The organism is Streptomyces sp. NPDC025651 (assembly GCF_055558735.1).
Map to the genome: position 1 here is coordinate 142,364 of NZ_JBVHLZ010000007.1, position 18,287 is coordinate 160,650.

Below are 18,287 nucleotides of genomic sequence, written 5' to 3' on the forward strand. Positions count from 1 at the left end.
ATCGGTTAGTGCTTCTTCGACCGCCCCTCAGCCTTCGGCCGGGGAGGCCCCATTGCCCGGAGCGGCGCACCAACCGCCCGTCATCCTCAACGAGCGTGCGCGCCCCGCGGCACGAACCGCTGACCGGACAACAGGCATTGTCCCGGTCGGCCCGCCGCCGCGGCAGCTTGATCGGCCACGGCCCGCTGTGGACTGCGCCACGTTGCGCGTCCTCCGGTCCTCGCCGTACCACACACACCCCTCAAAACGGGCGAGCTTTCCGGACATTGACCAACGAACTGCTGGACACCCGGGTGCAGTACAACAATCGGCCAGCCTACCCCGCACCGCGCCTCGGCAGGGTCACGGGGAGCGGTCGGGCAGGCGCCCCGAGAGCAGGAACACCACCGTCCGCTTCTCCTCGCGCCAGGCGCGCGTGTCGAGCTCCACGGACTGCAGCAGGGCGCACTCGACGACGTATCCGTGCTCGCTCAGGTCCCTGCCGATGAGTTCGGCCGCGTCGCGTGTCGCGGCGTGCGTCACGATGCGTTCCGGGCGGCGGTCGGCGACCGCGGAGACGACCGCGGCTCCCCCGCCCCCGACGCGTACGACATCGGGTTCGGGAAGGTCCTCGAGGATGTGCGGGGCGACGCCGTGCACGGTCTGCGCCTGGACCCCGAAGCGGCGGACGGCGGCCGTGGTGCGGCCGAGGGCGTCCGGGTCGCGGTCGACGGCGATCACGGCGGCGCCGAAGCGGGCCGCCTCCGCGGCGAAGGCGCCGCTGCCGCAGCCGATGTCCCAGACGAGGTCGCCCACGCGCGGGCCGAGCCTGGCGAGTTGGGCGGAGCGCAGCCGGTCGGTCTCGCCCTCGCCGAGCCAGACGTCCCCGCCGTACTCGGCGGCGGGCAGCGCCCAGCCGCGCGGCGCGGACGCCGGTTCGCGTCCGGCGATCCAGCCGGTGTCGGGGGAGGCCGCGGCGCCGGGGCCCGAGCCGCCGATGACGATGACGACGTTCGGGTCGCGCCAGGCGTGGTCGGCGGCCTTGTCGGAGGTGACCACGGAGACCTGCTCGCGCTCGGTGCCGAGCTCCTCGCAGATCACGAAGGTGCGGTGGACGCCCTGGAGCAGCAGGCCGAGTTCCGCGGGGCCCGCGCCGGGCGAGGTGAGGACGGCGACCTTGGTGTGGGCGCGGCAGACGTTCACGGCCTTGCGCAGGGTGCGGCGGTGGGCGACCACGACCTCGGCGTCGTCCCAGGGCATGCCCGCGCGGGCGAAGGCCTGGGCGACGGAGGAGACGGCGGGCACCACTTCGACCTCGAGGCCGAACTCCGGGGCGCGCAGGGTGCGTACGACGCCGAAGAAGCCGGGGTCCCCGTCGGCGAGGACGACGGCGGTGCCGCGGTGGGCGGCGATGCGGCGGGCGGCGAGGGACACGCTGCCGAGGCGGATCCGCTCGGCGCGGGCGGGGAGCTCGTCCAGCGCCAGGTGGTGGGCGGCGCCCGCCACGAGCGTCGCGGCGCTGAGCGCGGAGCGCGCCGCGGCGGTCAGCGGCGTACCGTCCCAGCCGATCACCGTGACCCGGTCGGCCATCGTCGTCTGTCTCCTGGGTTCTCGCGGGTCGTCAGTGCGGGGCGGTGGCTGCGGGGTGGGGCAACCGCGCACGCGGCCAGGGGCGAGCGTACCCGGTGGCAGAAGCCGGGCGCGAAGGGCTCAGTTCCAGTCGGAGAACGCGGAGAACCCGCTGTCGGCGAGGCTCTCGGAGACGCCTTCGAGGTCTTCGGGGAGCAGGCTCCACACGATGAGGTCGGTGCGGACGTCGAGCCAGCCGCCGAAGGGGTCGCCGCCGTTTCTCGTGCGCGCTATCCAGGCGCCGCGCAGGACGCCCTCGCTGATGCAGCCGATCTTCTGCGCGACCTGCTGGGCCGCGGTGTTGTCGGCGGCGGTGCGCAGCTCTATCCGCTCGAACTTCTGGTCGTGGAAGAGCCATTGGGCGGTGGCCAGCGCCGCCTCCGAGGCATAGCCCTCGCCGCGGGCCCAGGGGGCGACGACGTAGTTCAGCTCGGTGGAGCGCACCCGCCAGTCGGTGTCCCGGAGTTGGATGATGCCGACAAGGCGCTGGGTGAGGAACTCGGTGACGGCGAGGACGATGCCGCGGCCCTCGGCGCGCTCCGCGGGGGCGAGGCGGGTGATCCAGGCATGGGCGTCGGCCTCGGTGTAGGGCTGGGGCACGGAGGTCCAGGCCGTGACGAGCTCGTCGTTCATCATCTCCGCGTACGCGGGGACGTCCGCCTCTTCGAGGGGGCGCAGCACCAACCGCTCCGTGCTGATGGAGATGTCGGGGAAGCCCGACGGCCCCGACGTGCCCGAGGACCCTGCGGAGGCTGTAGTCATGCGCCGCTCCATAACCTTCATAGACCTGAAGGACCTTCACCTTTCGGCCTTCTGAAGTGCCCAGCATGCAGCATGTCCGGGCACAGACGCACCACGGGGTCCACTCCTTCGCCAGGAGTGGACCCCGTGGATGTGCCGTGGGCGTCCCGCGCGCGGGAGGCCGGTCAGCCGGCCTCGACGGGCAGCACGGACCCCTTGTACTTGTCCTCGATGAACTTCTTCACCTCGGGCGAAGTCAGCAGTTTCGCCAGCTTCCTGATGCGCGGGTCGTCCTCGTCGCCCTTCTTGGCCGCGAGGACGTTGTTGTAGGGATTGCCCTTCGAGGACTCCAGGAGGATGGAGTCCTTCTTGGGGCTCAGCCCCGCGTCGAGCGCGAAGTTGTTGTTGATGACCGCCGCGTCGAGGTCGTCCAGCGAGCGCGGCAGCTGCGCCGGTTCGAGCGGCTTGACGGTCAGCTTCTTCGGGTTGGACGTGATGTCCTCGGGCGTGGCGGTGCCGCCGACGCCCTTCTTGAGCCCGATGACGCCCTTGGACGCGAGGAGTTGGAGCGCCCGGCCCTCGTTGGTCGTGTCGTTCGGAATGCCGATGGTCGCGCCCGAGCCGAGCTCGGTGACGTCCTTCGTCTTCTTCGCGTACACGCCCATCGGGGGCAGGTACACCTCGGTGACCGGCACCAGGTCCGTCTTCTTGGACTCGTTGAAGTCCTTCAGGTACGGGGTGTGCTGGTACAGGTTGGCGTCGAGGGAGCCCTCCTGGAGCGCGGTGTTCGGCGTGACGTAGTCCGTGAACTCCGTGATCCGGAGGTCGAGTCCCGCCTTCTTCGCGAGGTTCTTCTGGATGTACGCGAGGACTTCGCCGGCCGGGGTCGGGGTGGCCCCGACGACGAGTTCGTCGCCGGAGCCCCTCGAGCCGCCGCCGGAGCCGCCGCACGCGGTGAGGCCGAGCGCGAGGGCCAGGGTCCCCGCCGCGGCGGCGATGACGGACCTGCGCATGATCAGAACGCCGCGACGACGGCGCCGTCGTACTTGTCGTCGATGAACTTCTTGACCTCGGGCGAGGTGAGAAGCTTGGCGAGCTTCTTCACGCGCGGGTCGTTCTCGTCGCCCTTCTTCACGGCGAGGAAGTTGCCGTACGGGTTGCCCTTGGCGGCCTCGGCGACGAGGGCGTCCTTGGCGGGGCTGAGCGCGGGCTTGGCCTCCAGGGCGTAGTTGCCGTTGATCACCGCGGCGTCGACGTCACCCAGGCTGCGCGGCAGCGTGGGGGCCTCGAGCTCCTTGAACTTGATGTTCTTGGGGTTCTTGGCGATGTCCTTGGGGGTGGCCTCGTAGCCGACGCCCTTCTTGAGCTCGATGATGCCGTTGTCGGCGAGGAGCTTGAGGGCGCGGGCCTCGTTGGTGGTGTCGTTCGGGACGGCGACGGTGGCGCCGTCCTCGAGGTCACCGAGCTTCTTGAGGCTCTTGGAGTAGACGCCGAGCGGCTCCAGGTGAACCGTGGCCCCGGGGACGGGCACGATGTCCGTGCCGTTCTTCTTGTTGAAGTCGTCCAGGTACGGCTTGTGCTGGAAGTAGTTCGCGAAGACCTCGCCCTGCTGGACGGCGGTGTTCGGCGTGACGTAGTCGGTGAACTCCTTGACCTCGAGGTCGAGGCCGGCCTTCTTGGCGAGGTTCTTCTGGACGAAGTCCAGGATCTCGCCCTGCGGCGTCGGGGTGGCGGCGACGACGAGCTTGCCGTTCTTGTCGCCGGCGGAGTCCTCGGAGCCGCAGGCGGCGAGCCCGAGGGTGAGGGCTCCGGTGGCGAGGACAGCGGTGGTGATCTTGGCGGTGTTACGCACGAAAAGTGCCTTTCTCCATGGGTGGTGCAGCCCCGCCCAGGTGCGCGGGGAAGTCTGCGGGTGGGGCCCGGGGCGGGCCCCGGTCAGCCGGTCTTGGTGGTCGTCTCGGCGGCGACGGTGCCGGGCAGCACGCCGCGCAGCGGCCGGAACAGCAGCAGCGGACCCGAGCCGCCGCCGCGCTTGTGCAGCCTGCGGGCGGCGTAGTCGCCCGCGAACTGGATGATCGAGATGGCCACGGCGAGGATCGCCACGGTGATCCACATCAGCTCGGTCTCAAAGCGCTGGTAGCCGTAGCGCAGCGCGAGGTCGCCGAGACCGCCGCCGCCGACCGTGCCCGCCATCGCGGAGTAGCCGATGAGCGCGACGACGGTGGTGGTGGCGCCGGAGATCAGCGAGGGCAGCGACTCCGGGACGAGGACCTTGCGTACGACGGTCCAGGTGGAGCCGCCCATCGACTGCACGGCCTCGACGAGCCCGCCGTCGACCTCACGGACCGAGGTCTCCACCAGGCGCGCGAAGAACGGAACGGCGCCGATGGCGAGCGGCACGAGGGCGGCCTCGCGGCCGATGGTGGTGCCGACGACCCAGCGCGTGAAGCCCATCAGGGCGACCATCAGGATGATGAAGGGCATCGAGCGCACGATGTTCACGATCTGCCCGAGCACCTTGTTGAGGACGGCGTTCTGCAGGAGCCCGCCGCGCTCGGTGAGGATGAGCAGGATGCCGATGGGCAGTCCGGCGACGATGGCTATGAGCGTGGACCAGCCCACCATGTAGAGGGTGTCCCAACACGCCTGCTCCAGCAGGGGCTGCATCTCCGACCAGGTCACTTGGCACCTTCCTTGACCAGCAGCGTGGCGTCCTTCGGCGTGGCGGTGCCTGCTACGGCGGCCTCGCCCGCGATGTCGACCTGCAGGCCCTGCTCGCGCAGGAAGCCGATCGGGACGACGTTCTCCTCGAAGCGGCCCGGCAGTTCGATGCGCATGCGGCCGACCTGCTTGCCCGCGACGGTGTCCATCGCGGCGCCCAGGATCGAGATGTCGATGTTGTACGTGCGCGACAGCTGGGAGATGACCGGCTGGGTGGCGGCCTCGCCGTGGAAGGTCACGTCGACGACGGTGCGGTTGTCGCCGGTGGCGTCGCCGCTGACCGGGAAGAGCGCGGCGGCGAGCTCGGAGCCGGGGGTCGCGAGGAGCTCGCTGACGGTGCCGGACTCGATGATCTGTCCGCGCTCCATGAGGGCCGCGGAGTCGCAGACGCTCTTGACGACGTCCATCTCGTGCGTGATGAGCAGGACGGTCAGGCCGAGCTGCTGGTTGAGGTCGCGCAGCAGCTGGAGGATGGAGCGGGTGGTCTCGGGGTCCAGGGCGCTGGTCGCCTCGTCGGAGAGCAGCACCTTGGGGTCGCCGGCCAGGGCGCGGGCGATGCCGACGCGCTGCTTCTGGCCGCCGGAGAGCTGGCTCGGGTAGCTCCTGGCCTTGTCGGCGAGGCCGACCAGGTCGAGCAGTTCGAGGGCCTTGCGGGAGCGCTCCTGGCCGGAGAGGCCGAGGATCTCGAGGGGCAGCTCGATGTTGGCCTGCACGGTCCGCGAGGACAGCAGGTTGAAGTGCTGGAAGACCATGCCGATGCGGCTGCGCGCCTGCCGCAGTTCCCTGCCCGCGCGCGGGCCGCGTCCGGCGAGGGCGGTGAGGTCCTGCCCGTCGACGGTCACGGTGCCGGAGGTGGGGCGCTCCAGGAGGTTGACGCAGCGGATCAGGGAGGACTTGCCGGCGCCGGACTGGCCGATGACGCCGTACACCTCGCCCTCGCGGACGTGCAGGTCGACTCCGTCGAGGGCGGTTACTTCACGACCGCGTGAGCGGTAGACCTTGGTGAGGCCGGAAGTGGTGATCACAGGGGATTCCGTCACTGTCGAGTGCGCGGCGCGGGTGTCGCCGGGCACGGGGCATTCGTTCGGAACGCGGCACGGTTCTCGCGGTGGTGGGGCGGGGGAACCGGAGGACGTGTGCGCGGGGCAGGCTCGCTTCCTACGTCGACTACTTCTCGTACGTCACGCAGGGGCGCGGCACAGCGGCTTCGCTTCGGGGCGCGAGGCTCTTCAGTGGTGCGGGGGCCCTCAGAAGGCGCACATTCGACACATACAACGAGCACCGGGCGTCGTCATCGCCTCGGTCGCAAGGGTGCGGCTGCTCGTCGTGGTCATGGGCCCAAGTAAAACACGCGTGAGGTGCCTGTCCACCATCGCTGTCCGTATAGCGGACAGCGATGGGACGGCGGCGGACGCTTTTCGCCGGCTGCTCACTCGGCGCAGGTGATCTCCACGCCACCCGTCGTGGCCTGCGCGGACACGGCGGAGAGGTCCTTGACGACGACGTCGGCGGAGAGCTCGGACACCTGGTGGGTTGTGGTCAACGCCACGGTGGTCATGCCCGCGGCCCGGCCGGCCGCCAGGCCCGCGGGCGCGTCCTCGAAGACCACGCAGCGCGCGGGGTCGGCGCCGAGCTTGCCGGCCGCGAGCAGGAAGGGCTCGGGGTCGGGCTTGCCGCGGGTGACGTCGTCGGCGGCGACGAGCAGGCCGGGGCGGATGCCGACCTCGGCGAGCCTGGCCTCGGCCAGGAGGCGGGTGGCGGAGGTGACCACGGCCCAGCGGTCCATGGGCAGGGACTCCAGGAGCTCACGGGTGCCGGGCAGCAGGACGACGCCGCCGGCCACGTCCGAGACCTCCAGCTCCTCGATGCGGGCGACGGCCTCGGCGACCTTCTGAGCGGGCAGCAGGTCGGCGGCTATCTCGACGGCGGGGCGGCCGTGCAGTTCGACGCGGGCGAAGTCCTCCGCGGTGATCCCGTACTCCTGCGCCCAGCGCGTCCAGCAGCGGTACACCGACTCCATGGAGGAGATGAGGGTGCCGTCGTTGTCGAACAGGAGCGCTTCAGCCTGGATCTTCATGGTCCCCGAGCCTACGGGGCACCCCGGGGGCCCGCGCATCGGGTCAAAGGACCCGTAATAAAGTCACGGGCATGCTTGATGCCCTGACGATCGCGACCGCCGTGGCCGCGCTCGCCCTCGCCGCCTGGTGCGGTTTCGCCGCGTACCGCGACCAGCCGACCAAGGACTGGCACTTCATCGGCATGGGTGTGGTGAGCTTCCTCGCCCTGGTCCAGCTGATCGTCGGCATCGTCCAGCTCGCCCGCGGCGAGAAGCCGGAGCAGGGCACGACGATCTTCGTGGCGTATCTGCTCGGTTCCTTCGCCTGCGTTCCCGCGGCGGGCTTCATGTCCCTTGCGGAGCGCACGCGTTGGGGCTCCTTGACGGTCGCCGCGGGCGGCGTGGTCCTCGCCGTGCTCGAAGTGCGGCTCTACGACATCTGGGGAGGCTGAGGTGACGGTGACCGACGAGAGCGAGCCGCGCGGCACCCGCCAGAAGCTGATCACCGGCCCCGGCATCCTGCTGGTGTGGCTGTACGGCGTGATGGTCGTCGGCGCGGTGTCGCGCTCCGCGGTGCAGATCGCCACGGACTTCGACAAGGCCCCGCTCGCGTACGCGCTGTCGGCGCTCGCGGGCCTCGTCTACGGCTTCATCACGTACTCGCTGGTGCGCGGCGGGGACACGGCCCGCAGGGCGGCGCTGGTGTGCTGCGCCGCCGAGCTGGTGGGCGTGCTGGCCGTCGGTGCCTGGACCCTGGCGGAGCCGTCCGCCTTCCCCGACGCCACGGTGTGGTCGGACTTCGGGATGGGCTATCTGTTCATTCCGGTGATCCTGCCGGTCACGGCGATCTTCTGGCTGAGCAAGGGGCGAAGGGCGTCCGCCGGTTGAGCGGTTCACCGCGGGCCGCGTGTGGCTGAGCGCGCAGTTCCCCGCGCCCCTTCGGGGCGCTACGCGCTCGCCACGAAAGACCCGGCGTCGACCTCCTTGGCCAGCGTGACCTGCGTCAACCTCTCATTGATACGCCGGGTGTTCACGGCGGCGTACCCATGCTTGCGGTACAGCTGAAGGTTCTGCTCGCTCCGGTGCCCGGTAAGGAGCTGGAAGCACTTCGCGCCGCCGCCCGCGCCGAGGCGGCGCTCCACCGCGTCGAGGAGCCGGCCGCCCAGGCCGTGCCGCTGCATCCTGGGGTGGACGATGAGCTTGCCGATCCGCGCCGTGCCGTCCGCGTCGACCGTGCCGCGCACGGAGGCCACCACCTCGTCGCCGAGGCGGGCCACCAGGACGACGCCCGTGTCCAGTTCGGCCCTCAGTGAGTCGAGGGACTGGGTCAGCGGCTCGATGGAGTAGTCGCCGTACAGTTCGGCCTCGCTCTGGTAGCAGAGGTACTGCAGTTTGAGGATCTGCTCGGCGGCGTCCGTGTCGTCGCCCGCCGCCTCCGAGATGGTCACGCTCATGCCCATGTGTGCATGCCTCCCGCTCACCTGTCCACCGGTTGTCTATCGCTCCTTTCCCCAGGGTTCAGGAGCCGCAACCTCCGCCGCCAGCATTCTGCGCAGGCATCCCAGGCATCGGGAACGTTCCGGCCCCAGACTGCCCTGTGACATTCCCAACTCCCCTGCGATTTCCCGGTAGGTGAGGTCCTTGGGGGACAGCAGCGCGGCCATGAGGCGGGGGCAGCGGCCGGGCAGTCTGCGCACGGCGGCGTGCAGGGTGCGGTGGCGGTCGGCGGTCAGGGCGCGCTGTTCGGGGCCGCACTCCGCGTCGTCGGCGGGTTCGGTCGCGTACGCCACCTCCCGCTGGCTGGTGCGCCGGGTGCGGCGGGCCTCCGACTGGACGGCGCCGCGCAGCCACAGCGCCGGGTCCGCGGGCGGGCCCTCGGCCTCCATGCGCTCCAACAGGCGCAGCCAGACGGCCTGTTCCAGGTCGCCGGGGTCGGTGCCCGAGCCGAGCGCCTCGGCCGACGCCTCGGCCGCGAGCAGCGGCCGGAGCGTGGGGATGAGGGTGGGGATGAGCTCGTAGGTCATGCACGGCGGGACGCGGCCGCTCCGGCGCGAGGTTTCCGGAGCGGCCGTCGATCACCCCAACCGGGTCCGGCGCCTCACTTGTTGACGAAGTCCGCGGCCGCGAGCAGCGCGGTGTCGCAGTTGTCGGAGAAGATCCCGTCGATGCCCGTCTCGAAGTACGCCTTGAAGGCGCCGAAGGCGTCGCCGTAGGCGTTCGGGTCGGTGCCCTTCCTGAAGTTGGCCGGCAGGAAGGTGTTCTCGTTGCGCATCGTGTACGGGTGCAGGATCAGGCCCGCCGCGTGGGCGTCCTCGACCAGGGTGGTCGGGGTGCCGAGGCTGCCGTCCGCCTTGCGCGGGATGACCAGGTCCAGGGTCGGGCCGATGCCCTGCGCGAAGCCGGCCATCCACGCCAGGCCCTCGGGCTTGATGAGGTCGGCCACGGTGCGCGGGTCGCCCGCCTCGACGAAGTCCCAGGGGCGGGAGTTCGCGGTGGACAGGAGCACGACGCGCGGCGCGGAGACCAGCTTGGCCAGGCGCTGGATGCTGCTGGGCTCGAAGGATTGCAGGAACGTCGGCGCGTTCTTCCTGTGCCGTCCGTAGCGCCGCAGGAGTTTGGCGAGCGGCTCCTCCAGGCCGAGGCCCAGCTTGCGGAAGTACGTGGGGTGCTTGGTCTCGATGTGCAGCCAGATCGGCTTGCCGCGCCTGCGGCCCTCCTTCTCCGCCCAGCGGAAGACCTCTTCGAGGGTGGGGACGTCCCAGCGGCCGTCGTAGAGGGTGTTGCGCTGGCGGGTGCCGGGGATGCGTTCCTTGGCGCGCAGCGTCTTCAGCTCGGCGAGCGTGAAGTCCTCGGTGAACCAGCCGGTGAGCGAGGTGCCGTCCACGGACTTGGTGGTCCTGCGGGACGCGAACTCGGGGTGCGCCGAGACGTCCGTGGTCGCGGTGATGTCGTTCTCGTGACGGCATACGAGATGGCCGTCCTTGGTGGGCACCACGTCCTGCTCGATGACGTGGGCGCCCATGTCGAGGGCGAGCTGGTACGAACCGAGCGTGTGCTCGGGCCGGTAGCCGCTGGTCCCCCGGTGCGCGACGACGGTGGGCACCGGCAGGGACTTGTACCCGCCGTGTCCGCCGTGCCCTCCCCCGTGCCGCTCGTCGGCTCTCGCCACGCCGGGCAGTCCTGCCACGGCCGTACCCGCGCCGAGGACCGCCGCCCCCAGCACCGCCCGCCGCCCCGGGCTCGTCCCCGGCCGCTGCTGTCCCGACTCCTGCGTCGCCATTGGCGCTCCTCCCGAAATAACGCTGCTTTGCACCTGACAAAGCGGGACCGATCGTAGGTGGCCGCGAGTGACGCGTGGGAGACCCCTGACGGAACGGCAGGATGACGAGGCATGGCGAGTGGGCGCACCATGGAGGTGGCGGCCCGCACCCGGCGGCCGCCACGGCGAGCGGACCACGGCGTCGCGGAGAGCGGAGCACGGCGTGACGGAGAGCGAAGTGCGGGCGTGACAAGGACCACTACTTCGGGCCACACCGTCCCCACGGGGATACGGTCGTCGCAGGGGCGACGGACCAGGGCAACTCCGTGCAAAATCAGGTCAACACTGCGTATCGAGTGCGTGAACCCGATGTGCAATCGCCCCCGGCCCGCGAGTATCGTCCTCACCTGCATTTACTCGCCGTCGACCCGTTGAAACCCGGAGGGCCTGTTGTCCCGTCTAGCGCTCATCAAGGCAGTGCTCGGACCGATCTTGCGCCTGATGTTCCGCCCACGGGTAGAAGGCGCCGAGAACATTCCGGGCACCGGTCCGGTGATCCTGGCCGGAAATCACCTGACGTTCATCGACTCGATGATCCTGCCCTTGGTGACCAACCGTCCGGTGTTCTTCATCGGCAAGGACGAGTACGTCACCGGCAAGGGCCTCAAGGGCCGTCTGATGGCGTGGTTCTTCACGGGCGTCGGCATGATCCCGGTGGACCGTGACGGCGGCCGCGGCGGCGTCGCGGCGCTGATGACCGGTCGGCGCATTCTCGACGACGGCAAGGTCTTCGGCATCTACCCCGAGGGCACGCGCTCCCCCGACGGCCGGCTGTACCGCGGCCGCACCGGCATCGCCCGCCTGACCCTGATGACCGGCGCGCCCGTCGTCCCCTTCGCGATGATCGGCACGGACAAGCTCCAGCCGGGCGGCAAGGGGCTGCCGCGGCCGGGCAAGGTGACGGTCCGCTTCGGCGAGGCGATGGAGTTCTCGCGGTACGACGGCATGGACCGCGACCGCTACGTGCTGCGGGCGGTGACGGACTCCGTGATGACGGAGGTCATGCTGCTGTCCGGTCAGGAGTACGTGGACATGTACGCGACCAAGGCGAAGGCCGCCTGACCGAGCTTTTCACGGTGCGCCCGCACCGGCGCGGGGTTTCAGCCCTCGGCGCCGGTGCGGGCGTACTGCGTTTCGTACGTTTCTGCGGGCCCGTCGTGGTTGCTCGCGCAGTTCCCCGCGCCCCTTACGGGGCGCTCAGTGCTCGATGCCGTCCTCCAGCTTCTGGCCCTTCAGGAGGAACCACGCCGCCACCGCCGTGGCGAGGAGTACCGCCGCGCCGACGCCCGACGCCAGGCGCAGTCCGTCGACGAAGGACGACTGCGCCGCCGAGAGCAGGGCGTCCGCCTGCTGCGGCGGCAGGCTCGCGACCGACTCCACGGCGCCGCCCAGGGATTCGTGGGACGCCGCCGCCACGTCGGCCGGGGTGCCCGGCGGTGCCGTGAAGTCGCGGTACACGCCGGTGACGATCGAGCCGAGCAGGGCGATGCCGAGGGCCGCGCCCAGTTCGTACGCCGTCTCCGAGACCGCGGAGGCCGCGCCCGCCTGTTCCTTGGGGACGCTGGAGAGGATCACGTCGGCGGTCACGGTGAACGAGAAGCCCGCGCCGATGCCGACGACCAGGAGCGAGGCGCCGAGCAGCGGATAGCCGGTGCTCTGGTCCAGCGCCGTGAGCGCGGCGAGCGAGAGCCCGACCGCGGCGAGGCCGCCCGCGACCACGATCCGCACCGAGAACCGCCGCGCCACCATGCCCGCGACCAGACCGGCCGCCACCGCGCCCGCCGCGGCGGGCAGTTCGGCGAGGCCCGCCTCGAACGGCCGCCTGCCCTGGACCAGTTGCAGGAACTGGGAGAGGAAGAAGACCAGGCCGGACAGGCCGAGGACGGTCAGCAGGTCGGCGAGGACCGCCCCGGAGAAGCCGCGGTTGCGGAAGAGCCGCATGTCCAGCAGGGGCGCGGTGAGGGTGAGTTGGCGGCGTACGAACCAGGTGAGCGCGGCCACGCCCACGACGGCGGCCACCGCGACGTCCCAGCGCATCCCGTGCGCGGCCGCCTCCTTGATGGAGTAGACGACGGCGATCATGCCGATGAGCGAGAGCACGACGCTGACCAGGTCCCAGGGCCCGGGTGCCGGGTTCTTGGACTCGGGCAGGAGCTTGATGCCGACGATCACGAGGACGGCCATCACCGGCAGGTTGATCAGGAAGACCGAGCCCCACCAGAAGTGTTCGAGCAGGAAGCCGCCGACGACGGGCCCGACGGCCGCGCCCGCGGACGCCATGGCGCCCCAGATGCCGACCGCGAGGCTGCGCTCGCGCGGGTCGTGGAAGATGTTCCGGATCAGCGCCAGCGTCGACGGCATCAGCGTCGCACCCGCGACACCGAGCAGCGCGCGGGCCAGGATCATCATCTCCGGGCTCGTGGCGTAGGAGTTGAGGACCGACACCGCGCCGAAGGCGACGGCTCCGGTGAGCAGCAGCTTCTTGCGGCCGATGCGGTCGCCGAGGCTGCCCATCGAGACGAGCAGACCCGCGATGACGAAGGAGTAGACGTCGCCGATCCACAGCAGCTGTGTGCCGGACGGCTTGAGGTCCTCGCTGATGTACGGCGTCGCGAGGCCGAGCACGGTCGCGTCGACGGCGACCAGGAGCACGGCCAGCGCGAGCACGGCGAGGGCGAGCCAACGGGCCGCCGCACCCCGTTCCGCCTCCGGTGCCGCGGGCCGCTGGTGGGTGCTGGTCATGATTCCACTCTCCGCTGTACGCCGCCGATCAGCAGCTCGACGATCATGTACGAGAAGTCCTTGGCCGCCACCCGGCCGTCCTGCACGGCCCAGGCGCCGGAGCCGACGAGGCCGTAGAACGCCTCGGTCAGCCAGACGGGCGTCAGGTCGATGCGGAACTCGCCGCTCTCCTGGCCGCGCCGGAAGAGCGCGGCCAGGCGCTCGTCGATGCGGGCCCAGCCCTCGTTCTGCTCGTCGCCCTCGAAGAGCTGGTTCTCGGTGTAGAGGAACGCGATCAGGCCTGCGGCCGGCTCGACCTCCTGCACCAGACGCCGCAGCGCGCCGCCGGCGCTGCCCTCGTCGAGCCGGGCCCGGTCGAGGGCGGCCTCGCCCTCCTGGAGGCCGAGCTCTTCGAGGGCGCGCACGAGGGCGTCACGGCCCGCGAAGTGGCGGTGCAGGGTGGCCCTGCTGATGCCCGCGGCGCGGGCGACCTCGTCCATGGTGGCGGTGGACTTGCGGGTGAGCAGGGCCGCGGCGGCGCGCAGGACCTGGTCTCGGTCGACTGACATGAGACAACCATACGCCGTGTGAGACAAAAATGTCTCACGACTTTTTCGGCGTCGCCCTACTTCGGCACGTCCCGCGCCTCGCGCTCAGTGCCAGGGCAGCTCCGCGCGCTGCCGCCAGTACGCCCCGGGCTCCTCCGCCAGACCCGCCAGTCGCTCCAGCTGCCCGCCGTCCAGATCCACGGCGGCGGCGTGCAGATTGGAGACGAGCTGCACCGAGGTGGCCGCACCGGACAGGACGACGCCCGTCCACGGCTCGCGCAGGACCGCGGCGAGCGCCACGGCGTCGCAGCCGAGCCCCGTCTCCTCGGCGACCTCGCGCAGCGCGGCAGGGGCGTGCGGGGCGGCGAGCCTGCCGTTGGCCATGCCCTCCTTGACCAGCACGGTGAGCCCCGCGTCGTGCGCCTCGGCGAGCGCGGGCCCCGCCGAGGTCTCCAGGATGTTGTACGTCGCCTGGACCGTGCGGAAGAGCGGCTCCCCGTCGACCGTCACCGCGAGGGCGGAGCGGATCGCCGCGGCCTGCTCGGGACCGCTCACGGAGAGGCCGACGGTGACGCCCTGGGCCGCGAGTTCGGCGAGGCGGGCGTGGAGTTCCTTGTCGGTGAGCGCCGGGCTCTCGGGCGTCACGGAGTGGATCTGGTAGAGGTCGAGCCGGTCGCCGAGCAGCTCGGCGGTCTCGGCGCGCTGACGTGCGAACGCGGCCGTGCTGTGGTCCTTGACCTCGTGCGGACCCTCGGCGTCGGTGCGCCAGGCGGCCGTGTACGTGTAGCCCCACTTGCTGCCGATGACGACGTCGCGGATGTCGGGCCTGGCGTGCAGCCAGTCGCCGAGGAACTCCTCGGACCGGCCGTAGGAGCGGGCCACGTCGATGTAGCGGACCCCTGACGCGTAGGCGGCGTCGAGGAGTTCGAAGGTGCGCTCACGCAGGGCCTCGACACTGCGGGACGGCGGCAGGTCGGTCTCGCGGTCCAGCGTGATGTAGCCGGGCCTGCCGACGGCGGCGAGACCGAGCCCTATGTGCGCGGTCGGGGTCGTGGCTGCTGCCAGCCGGGCGAAGGGCATCGCGGGCTCCTCGTCGTAGGGGCGTTCCCCGTCAACGTAACCCGCGATGCCGCTTTGTCACCCGCGGGCTCCGGCCCACTCCCGCTGCGCCGCCAGATCCGCCTTGACCTCGGCGAGCTGCACGGCGACGGCCGAGGGGGCGGTGCCGCCGCGGCCGTCGCGGGAGGCCAGCGCGCCCGGCACGTTCAGGACGGTGCGCACCTCGGGGGTGAGGTGCTCGGAGATCTTGGCGAACTGCTCGTCGGTGAGGCCGTCCAGCTCCTTGCCCTCGGCCTCGGCGACCTTCACGCACTCGCCCGCGACCTCGTGCGCGACGCGGAACGGCACGCCCTGCTTGACCAGCCACTCGGCGATGTCGGTGGCGAGCGAGAAACCGGCCGGGGCCAGCTCCTCCATGCGCTCGCGGTTGACGGTGAGCGTGGCCATCATGCCGGTGAAGGCGGGGAGCAGGATCTCCAGCTGGTCGCAGGAGTCGAAGACCGGCTCCTTGTCCTCCTGGAGGTCGCGGTTGTACGCCAGCGGCAGGGCCTTGAGCGTGGCCATCAGGCCCGTCAGATTGCCGATCAGCCGGCCGGACTTGCCGCGCGCCAGCTCGGCGATGTCCGGGTTCTTCTTCTGCGGCATGATCGACGAGCCGGTCGAGAAGGCGTCGTGGAGGGTGACGAAGGAGAACTCCTTCGTGTTCCAGATGATGACCTCCTCGGCGATGCGGGAGAGGTTCACGCCGATCATCGCCGTGATGAAGGCGAACTCGGCGACGAAGTCACGCGATGCCGTGCCGTCGATGGAGTTGGCGGCGGAGCCGTGCTCGAAGCCGAGGTCCTTCGCGACCGCCTCGGGGTCGAGGCCGAGGGAGGAACCGGCGAGCGCGCCCGAGCCGTACGGCGAGACGGCCGTGCGCGTGTCCCACTGGCGCAGCCGCTCCGCGTCCCGGGACAGCGACTGGACGTGCGCGAGGACGTGGTGCGCGAAGAGCACGGGCTGGGCGTGCTGCAGATGCGTACGCCCCGGCATGGCGACGTCGGGGTGCGCCTCGGCCAACCCCACGAGCGCGCCCTGGAGTTCGGCGATCAGGCCGCCGATGATCCGGGCGTGGTCGCGCAGGTACATCTTGAAGAGCGTCGCCACCTGGTCGTTGCGGGACCGGCCCGCCCGCAGCTTGCCGCCGAGGTCGGGGCCGAGCCGCTCCAGGAGGCCGCGCTCCAGGGCGGTGTGGACGTCCTCGTCGGCGACGGTGCCGACGAACGAGCCGTCGGCGACGTCGGCCTCCAGCTGGTCGAGCCCGGCGATCATGCGGGTCAGCTCGTCCTCGGTGAGCAGGCCCGCCGTGTGGAGCACGCGCGCGTGGGCGCGGGAACCGGCGATGTCGTACGGCGCCAGGCGCCAGTCGAAGTGGACCGACGCGGACAGCTTCGCCAGGGCCTGGGCGGGCCCGTCGGCGAACCGTCCGCCCCAGAGCCGGACGTCACCGCCGTTGTTGCTGCTCACTGCACGTGCTCCTCAAGGCTGTTGCTGGTAGGGCCGATGACGCGTGACCGGCAGGGCCGGTCACGCCTCATGCGAGGTCGCGCCGGGCGGCGATCTTCGACGAGAGGCCGAAGATCTCGATGAAGCCCTGCGCCTTGGACTGGTCGAACGTATCGCCCGAGTCGTAGGTGGCGAGGTTGAAGTCGTAGAGCGACCGGTCGGACTTCCGGCCCGTGACCACGGCACGACCGCCGTGCAGGGTCATCCGGATGTCTCCGGTGACGTCCTGGTTCGCCTCGTTGACGAAGCCGTCCAGGGCGCGCCTGAGCGGCGAGAACCACAGGCCGTCGTAGACCAGTTCGCCCCAGCGCTGCTCGACCTGCCGCTTGTAGCGGGCGAGTTCGCGCTCGACCGTGACGTTCTCCAGCTCCTGGTGGGCGGTGATCAGGGCGATGGCGCCCGGAGCCTCGTACACCTCACGGGACTTGATGCCGACCAGGCGGTCCTCGACCATGTCGATCCGGCCGACGCCCTGGGCGCCCGCGCGCTCGTTGAGCTCCTTGATCGCCTGGAGGACGGTGACGGGCCTGCCGTCGATCGCGACCGGGACGCCCTCCTTGAAGGAGATGACGACCTCGTCGGCCTCGCGGGGCTCGGCGGGGTCGGCGGTGTACTCGTAGACGTCCTCGATCGGCGCGTTCCAGATGTCCTCCAGGAAGCCCGTCTCGACGGCCCGTCCGAAGACGTTCTGATCGATGGAGTACGGGGACTTCTTGGAGGTGGCGATCGGGAGCTGCTTCTCCTCGCAGAAGGCGATCGCCTTGTCCCGGGTCATCGCATAGTCACGGACCGGGGCGATACACGTGAGATCGGGGGCGAGGGCCACGATGCCGGCCTCGAACCGCACCTGGTCGTTGCCCTTGCCCGTGCAGCCGTGGGCGACCGTGGTGGCGCCGTGCTTCTCGGCCGCGGCGACCAGGTGCTTGACGATCACGGGCCGCGAGAGGGCGGAGACCAGCGGATAGCGGTCCATGTAGAGGGCGTTCGCCTTGATCGCCGGGAGGCAGTACTCCTCGGCGAACTCGTCCTCGGCGTCGGCGACTTCGGCCTCGACCGCACCGCAGGCGAGCGCGCGCTTGCGGATGACGTCCAGGTCCTCGCCGCCCTGGCCGACGTCCACGGCGACGGCGATGACCTCGGCGCCCGTCTCCTCGGCGATCCAGCCGATGGCGACGGAGGTGTCGAGGCCGCCCGAGTAGGCGAGTACGACGCGCTCGGTCACGGGGCCCTCCTTGCGTGCGGTGCGTTCGCTGATATGCATGAGTATGCAGTGCACCGTATGTTTCGTCAATCCGGTCGACATGATTTTCGTTAGACAAGCGAAGGACTTCTGATCAATAATCCTTAGACATGGGAAAGACTTACGAACGCATCGACGGCAGGCTCCGTACCTTCATCGAGGAACAGCCGATGTTCTTCACCGCGACCGCACCCCTCGCCGACGACGGCACGATCAACCTCTCCCCCAAGGGCCTCAAGGGCTCCTTCGCCGTCGTCGACGAACTGACCGTCGCTTACCTGGACTTCGCGGGCAGCAACGCCGAGACCATCGCGCACCTGCGGGAGAACGGCCGCATCACGCTCATGTGGTGCGCCTTCCAGGGACCGCCCAACATCGTGCGGGTGCACGGCCGCGGCGAGCCCGTCTTCCGCGACGACCCCCGCTTCAAGGAACTGCTCGGCCACTTCCCCGACATCGACCCGACGCCGCACGGGCTGCGCGCCATCATCGTCGTGCACGCCGACCTCGTCCGCGACACCTGTGGCTACGCGGTGCCCTTCATGACGTACGACGAGGAACGCGACCTGCACGGCAAGCGGTTCGCGCGCGAGGACGACGCGTCGCTCAGCGCCTACTTCGCCAAGAAGGAGCACATAGCGCAGAGCATCGACGGGCTCCCGGGGCTTCCCCTGCCGCTGCCGCCGAGCGCCGCCTGAGCGAGCCGCGGGCACGGCCCCGGACGCG

Annotated in this window: 19 protein-coding genes; 4 read left to right on the forward strand and 15 right to left on the reverse strand. The window is 70.7% G+C overall.

The window, feature by feature from the left end:
- Nucleotides 1-342: 342 nt before the first annotated feature.
- The 7 genes from cbiE to ACZ4D5_RS24755 form a co-directional block, all read right to left on the reverse strand.
- Complete coding sequence (cbiE, locus tag ACZ4D5_RS24725) at nt 343-1,569, reverse strand: precorrin-6y C5,15-methyltransferase (decarboxylating) subunit CbiE (RefSeq protein ID WP_467774574.1); 1,227 nt, start codon at nt 1,567-1,569, stop codon at nt 343-345.
- A 120-nt stretch (nt 1,570-1,689) separates the two neighbouring features.
- Nucleotides 1,690-2,382: a GNAT family N-acetyltransferase gene (locus tag ACZ4D5_RS24730; protein ID WP_467774885.1), complete on the reverse strand. Its 693-nt coding sequence runs from the start codon at nt 2,380-2,382 to the stop codon at nt 1,690-1,692.
- Between the two features lie 152 nt (nt 2,383-2,534).
- Entirely contained in the window at nt 2,535-3,362 is an 828-nt protein-coding gene (locus ACZ4D5_RS24735) for a MetQ/NlpA family ABC transporter substrate-binding protein (RefSeq protein WP_467774575.1), read from the reverse strand.
- Between the two features lie 2 nt (nt 3,363-3,364).
- Entirely contained in the window at nt 3,365-4,201 is an 837-nt protein-coding gene (locus ACZ4D5_RS24740; RefSeq protein ID WP_467774576.1) for a MetQ/NlpA family ABC transporter substrate-binding protein, read from the reverse strand.
- A gap of 83 nt (nt 4,202-4,284) precedes the next feature.
- Nucleotides 4,285-5,031, reverse strand: a complete 747-nt coding sequence (locus ACZ4D5_RS24745; RefSeq protein ID WP_467774577.1) for a methionine ABC transporter permease — start codon at nt 5,029-5,031, stop codon at nt 4,285-4,287.
- Nucleotides 5,028-6,095, reverse strand: coding sequence for a methionine ABC transporter ATP-binding protein (locus tag ACZ4D5_RS24750; protein ID WP_467774578.1), 1,068 nt, complete (start codon nt 6,093-6,095; stop codon nt 5,028-5,030). Before ACZ4D5_RS24750 ends, ACZ4D5_RS24745 begins: the two co-directional genes overlap by 4 nt.
- 404 nt (nt 6,096-6,499) lie before the next feature.
- Nucleotides 6,500-7,147 carry an HAD-IA family hydrolase gene (locus tag ACZ4D5_RS24755; RefSeq protein WP_467774579.1) on the reverse strand — a complete coding sequence of 216 codons (648 nt, stop codon included), beginning with the start codon at nt 7,145-7,147 and terminating at the stop codon, nt 6,500-6,502.
- Nucleotides 7,148-7,218: 71 nt separating this feature from the next.
- On the opposite strand from ACZ4D5_RS24755, the gene ACZ4D5_RS24760 reads away from it, so the two are divergent.
- On the forward strand, nt 7,219-7,578 hold the full coding sequence (locus ACZ4D5_RS24760; RefSeq protein ID WP_467774580.1) for a hypothetical protein: 360 nt from the start codon (nt 7,219-7,221) through the stop codon (nt 7,576-7,578).
- 1 nt (nt 7,579) lies between these two features.
- A complete protein-coding gene (locus ACZ4D5_RS24765; RefSeq protein ID WP_467774581.1) occupies nt 7,580-8,014 on the forward strand; it encodes a hypothetical protein in 435 nt (144 codons plus the stop codon).
- 59 nt (nt 8,015-8,073) lie between these two features.
- On the opposite strand, the gene ACZ4D5_RS24770 is transcribed toward ACZ4D5_RS24765, so the two are convergent.
- From ACZ4D5_RS24770 to ACZ4D5_RS24780, 3 genes are all read right to left on the reverse strand, one after another.
- Nucleotides 8,074-8,586, reverse strand: coding sequence for a GNAT family N-acetyltransferase (locus ACZ4D5_RS24770; protein ID WP_467774582.1), 513 nt, complete (start codon nt 8,584-8,586; stop codon nt 8,074-8,076).
- A 36-nt stretch (nt 8,587-8,622) separates the two neighbouring features.
- Complete coding sequence (locus tag ACZ4D5_RS24775; RefSeq protein WP_467774583.1) at nt 8,623-9,150, reverse strand: RNA polymerase sigma factor; 528 nt, start codon at nt 9,148-9,150, stop codon at nt 8,623-8,625.
- A gap of 74 nt (nt 9,151-9,224) precedes the next feature.
- A complete protein-coding gene (locus ACZ4D5_RS24780) occupies nt 9,225-10,406 on the reverse strand; it encodes a glycerophosphodiester phosphodiesterase (protein ID WP_467774584.1) in 1,182 nt (393 codons plus the stop codon).
- 426 nt (nt 10,407-10,832) lie between these two features.
- On the opposite strand from ACZ4D5_RS24780, the gene ACZ4D5_RS24785 reads away from it, so the two are divergent.
- Nucleotides 10,833-11,507: a lysophospholipid acyltransferase family protein gene (locus ACZ4D5_RS24785; RefSeq protein ID WP_362328236.1), complete on the forward strand. Its 675-nt coding sequence runs from the start codon at nt 10,833-10,835 to the stop codon at nt 11,505-11,507.
- Nucleotides 11,508-11,642: 135 nt separating this feature from the next.
- On the opposite strand, the gene ACZ4D5_RS24790 is transcribed toward ACZ4D5_RS24785, so the two are convergent.
- From ACZ4D5_RS24790 to ACZ4D5_RS24810, 5 genes are all read right to left on the reverse strand, one after another.
- Nucleotides 11,643-13,187, reverse strand: coding sequence for an MFS transporter (locus ACZ4D5_RS24790; protein ID WP_467774585.1), 1,545 nt, complete (start codon nt 13,185-13,187; stop codon nt 11,643-11,645).
- Nucleotides 13,184-13,735: a TetR/AcrR family transcriptional regulator gene (locus ACZ4D5_RS24795; RefSeq protein ID WP_467774586.1), complete on the reverse strand. Its 552-nt coding sequence runs from the start codon at nt 13,733-13,735 to the stop codon at nt 13,184-13,186. The genes ACZ4D5_RS24790 and ACZ4D5_RS24795 overlap by 4 nt, the downstream gene beginning before the upstream one ends.
- Before the next feature lie 84 nt (nt 13,736-13,819).
- Nucleotides 13,820-14,794 carry an aldo/keto reductase gene (locus ACZ4D5_RS24800; protein WP_467774587.1) on the reverse strand — a complete coding sequence of 325 codons (975 nt, stop codon included), beginning with the start codon at nt 14,792-14,794 and terminating at the stop codon, nt 13,820-13,822.
- Between the two features lie 57 nt (nt 14,795-14,851).
- Nucleotides 14,852-16,282, reverse strand: coding sequence for an argininosuccinate lyase (gene argH, locus ACZ4D5_RS24805; RefSeq protein WP_467774588.1), 1,431 nt, complete (start codon nt 16,280-16,282; stop codon nt 14,852-14,854).
- Nucleotides 16,283-16,349: 67 nt separating this feature from the next.
- A complete protein-coding gene (locus ACZ4D5_RS24810) occupies nt 16,350-17,543 on the reverse strand; it encodes an argininosuccinate synthase (RefSeq protein ID WP_467774589.1) in 1,194 nt (397 codons plus the stop codon).
- 128 nt (nt 17,544-17,671) lie between these two features.
- Here ACZ4D5_RS24810 and ACZ4D5_RS24815 point away from each other — a divergent pair, with 128 nt between their 5' ends.
- A complete protein-coding gene (locus ACZ4D5_RS24815) occupies nt 17,672-18,259 on the forward strand; it encodes a pyridoxamine 5'-phosphate oxidase family protein (protein WP_467774590.1) in 588 nt (195 codons plus the stop codon).
- The last annotated feature ends 28 nt before the right edge of the window (nt 18,260-18,287 follow it).

Excerpts from the sequence above, each read along its gene's own strand:
- ACZ4D5_RS24755 (WP_467774579.1), bottom strand. The coding sequence starts at position 7,147 with ATGAAGATCCAGGCTGAAGCGCTCCTGTTCGACAACGACGGCACCCTC.
- ACZ4D5_RS24730 (WP_467774885.1), bottom strand. The coding sequence starts at position 2,382 with ATGGAGCGGCGCATGACTACAGCCTCCGCAGGGTCCTCGGGCACGTCG.
- ACZ4D5_RS24815 (WP_467774590.1), top strand. The coding sequence starts at position 17,672 with ATGGGAAAGACTTACGAACGCATCGACGGCAGGCTCCGTACCTTCATC.
- cbiE (WP_467774574.1), bottom strand. The coding sequence starts at position 1,569 with ATGGCCGACCGGGTCACGGTGATCGGCTGGGACGGTACGCCGCTGACC.
- ACZ4D5_RS24790 (WP_467774585.1), bottom strand. The coding sequence starts at position 13,187 with ATGACCAGCACCCACCAGCGGCCCGCGGCACCGGAGGCGGAACGGGGT.
- ACZ4D5_RS24775 (WP_467774583.1), bottom strand. The coding sequence starts at position 9,150 with ATGACCTACGAGCTCATCCCCACCCTCATCCCCACGCTCCGGCCGCTG.
- ACZ4D5_RS24760 (WP_467774580.1), top strand. The coding sequence starts at position 7,219 with ATGCTTGATGCCCTGACGATCGCGACCGCCGTGGCCGCGCTCGCCCTC.
- ACZ4D5_RS24780 (WP_467774584.1), bottom strand. The coding sequence starts at position 10,406 with ATGGCGACGCAGGAGTCGGGACAGCAGCGGCCGGGGACGAGCCCGGGG.
- ACZ4D5_RS24795 (WP_467774586.1), bottom strand. The coding sequence starts at position 13,735 with ATGTCAGTCGACCGAGACCAGGTCCTGCGCGCCGCCGCGGCCCTGCTC.
- ACZ4D5_RS24735 (WP_467774575.1), bottom strand. The coding sequence starts at position 3,362 with ATGCGCAGGTCCGTCATCGCCGCCGCGGCGGGGACCCTGGCCCTCGCG.
- ACZ4D5_RS24800 (WP_467774587.1), bottom strand. The coding sequence starts at position 14,794 with ATGCCCTTCGCCCGGCTGGCAGCAGCCACGACCCCGACCGCGCACATA.
- ACZ4D5_RS24770 (WP_467774582.1), bottom strand. The coding sequence starts at position 8,586 with ATGGGCATGAGCGTGACCATCTCGGAGGCGGCGGGCGACGACACGGAC.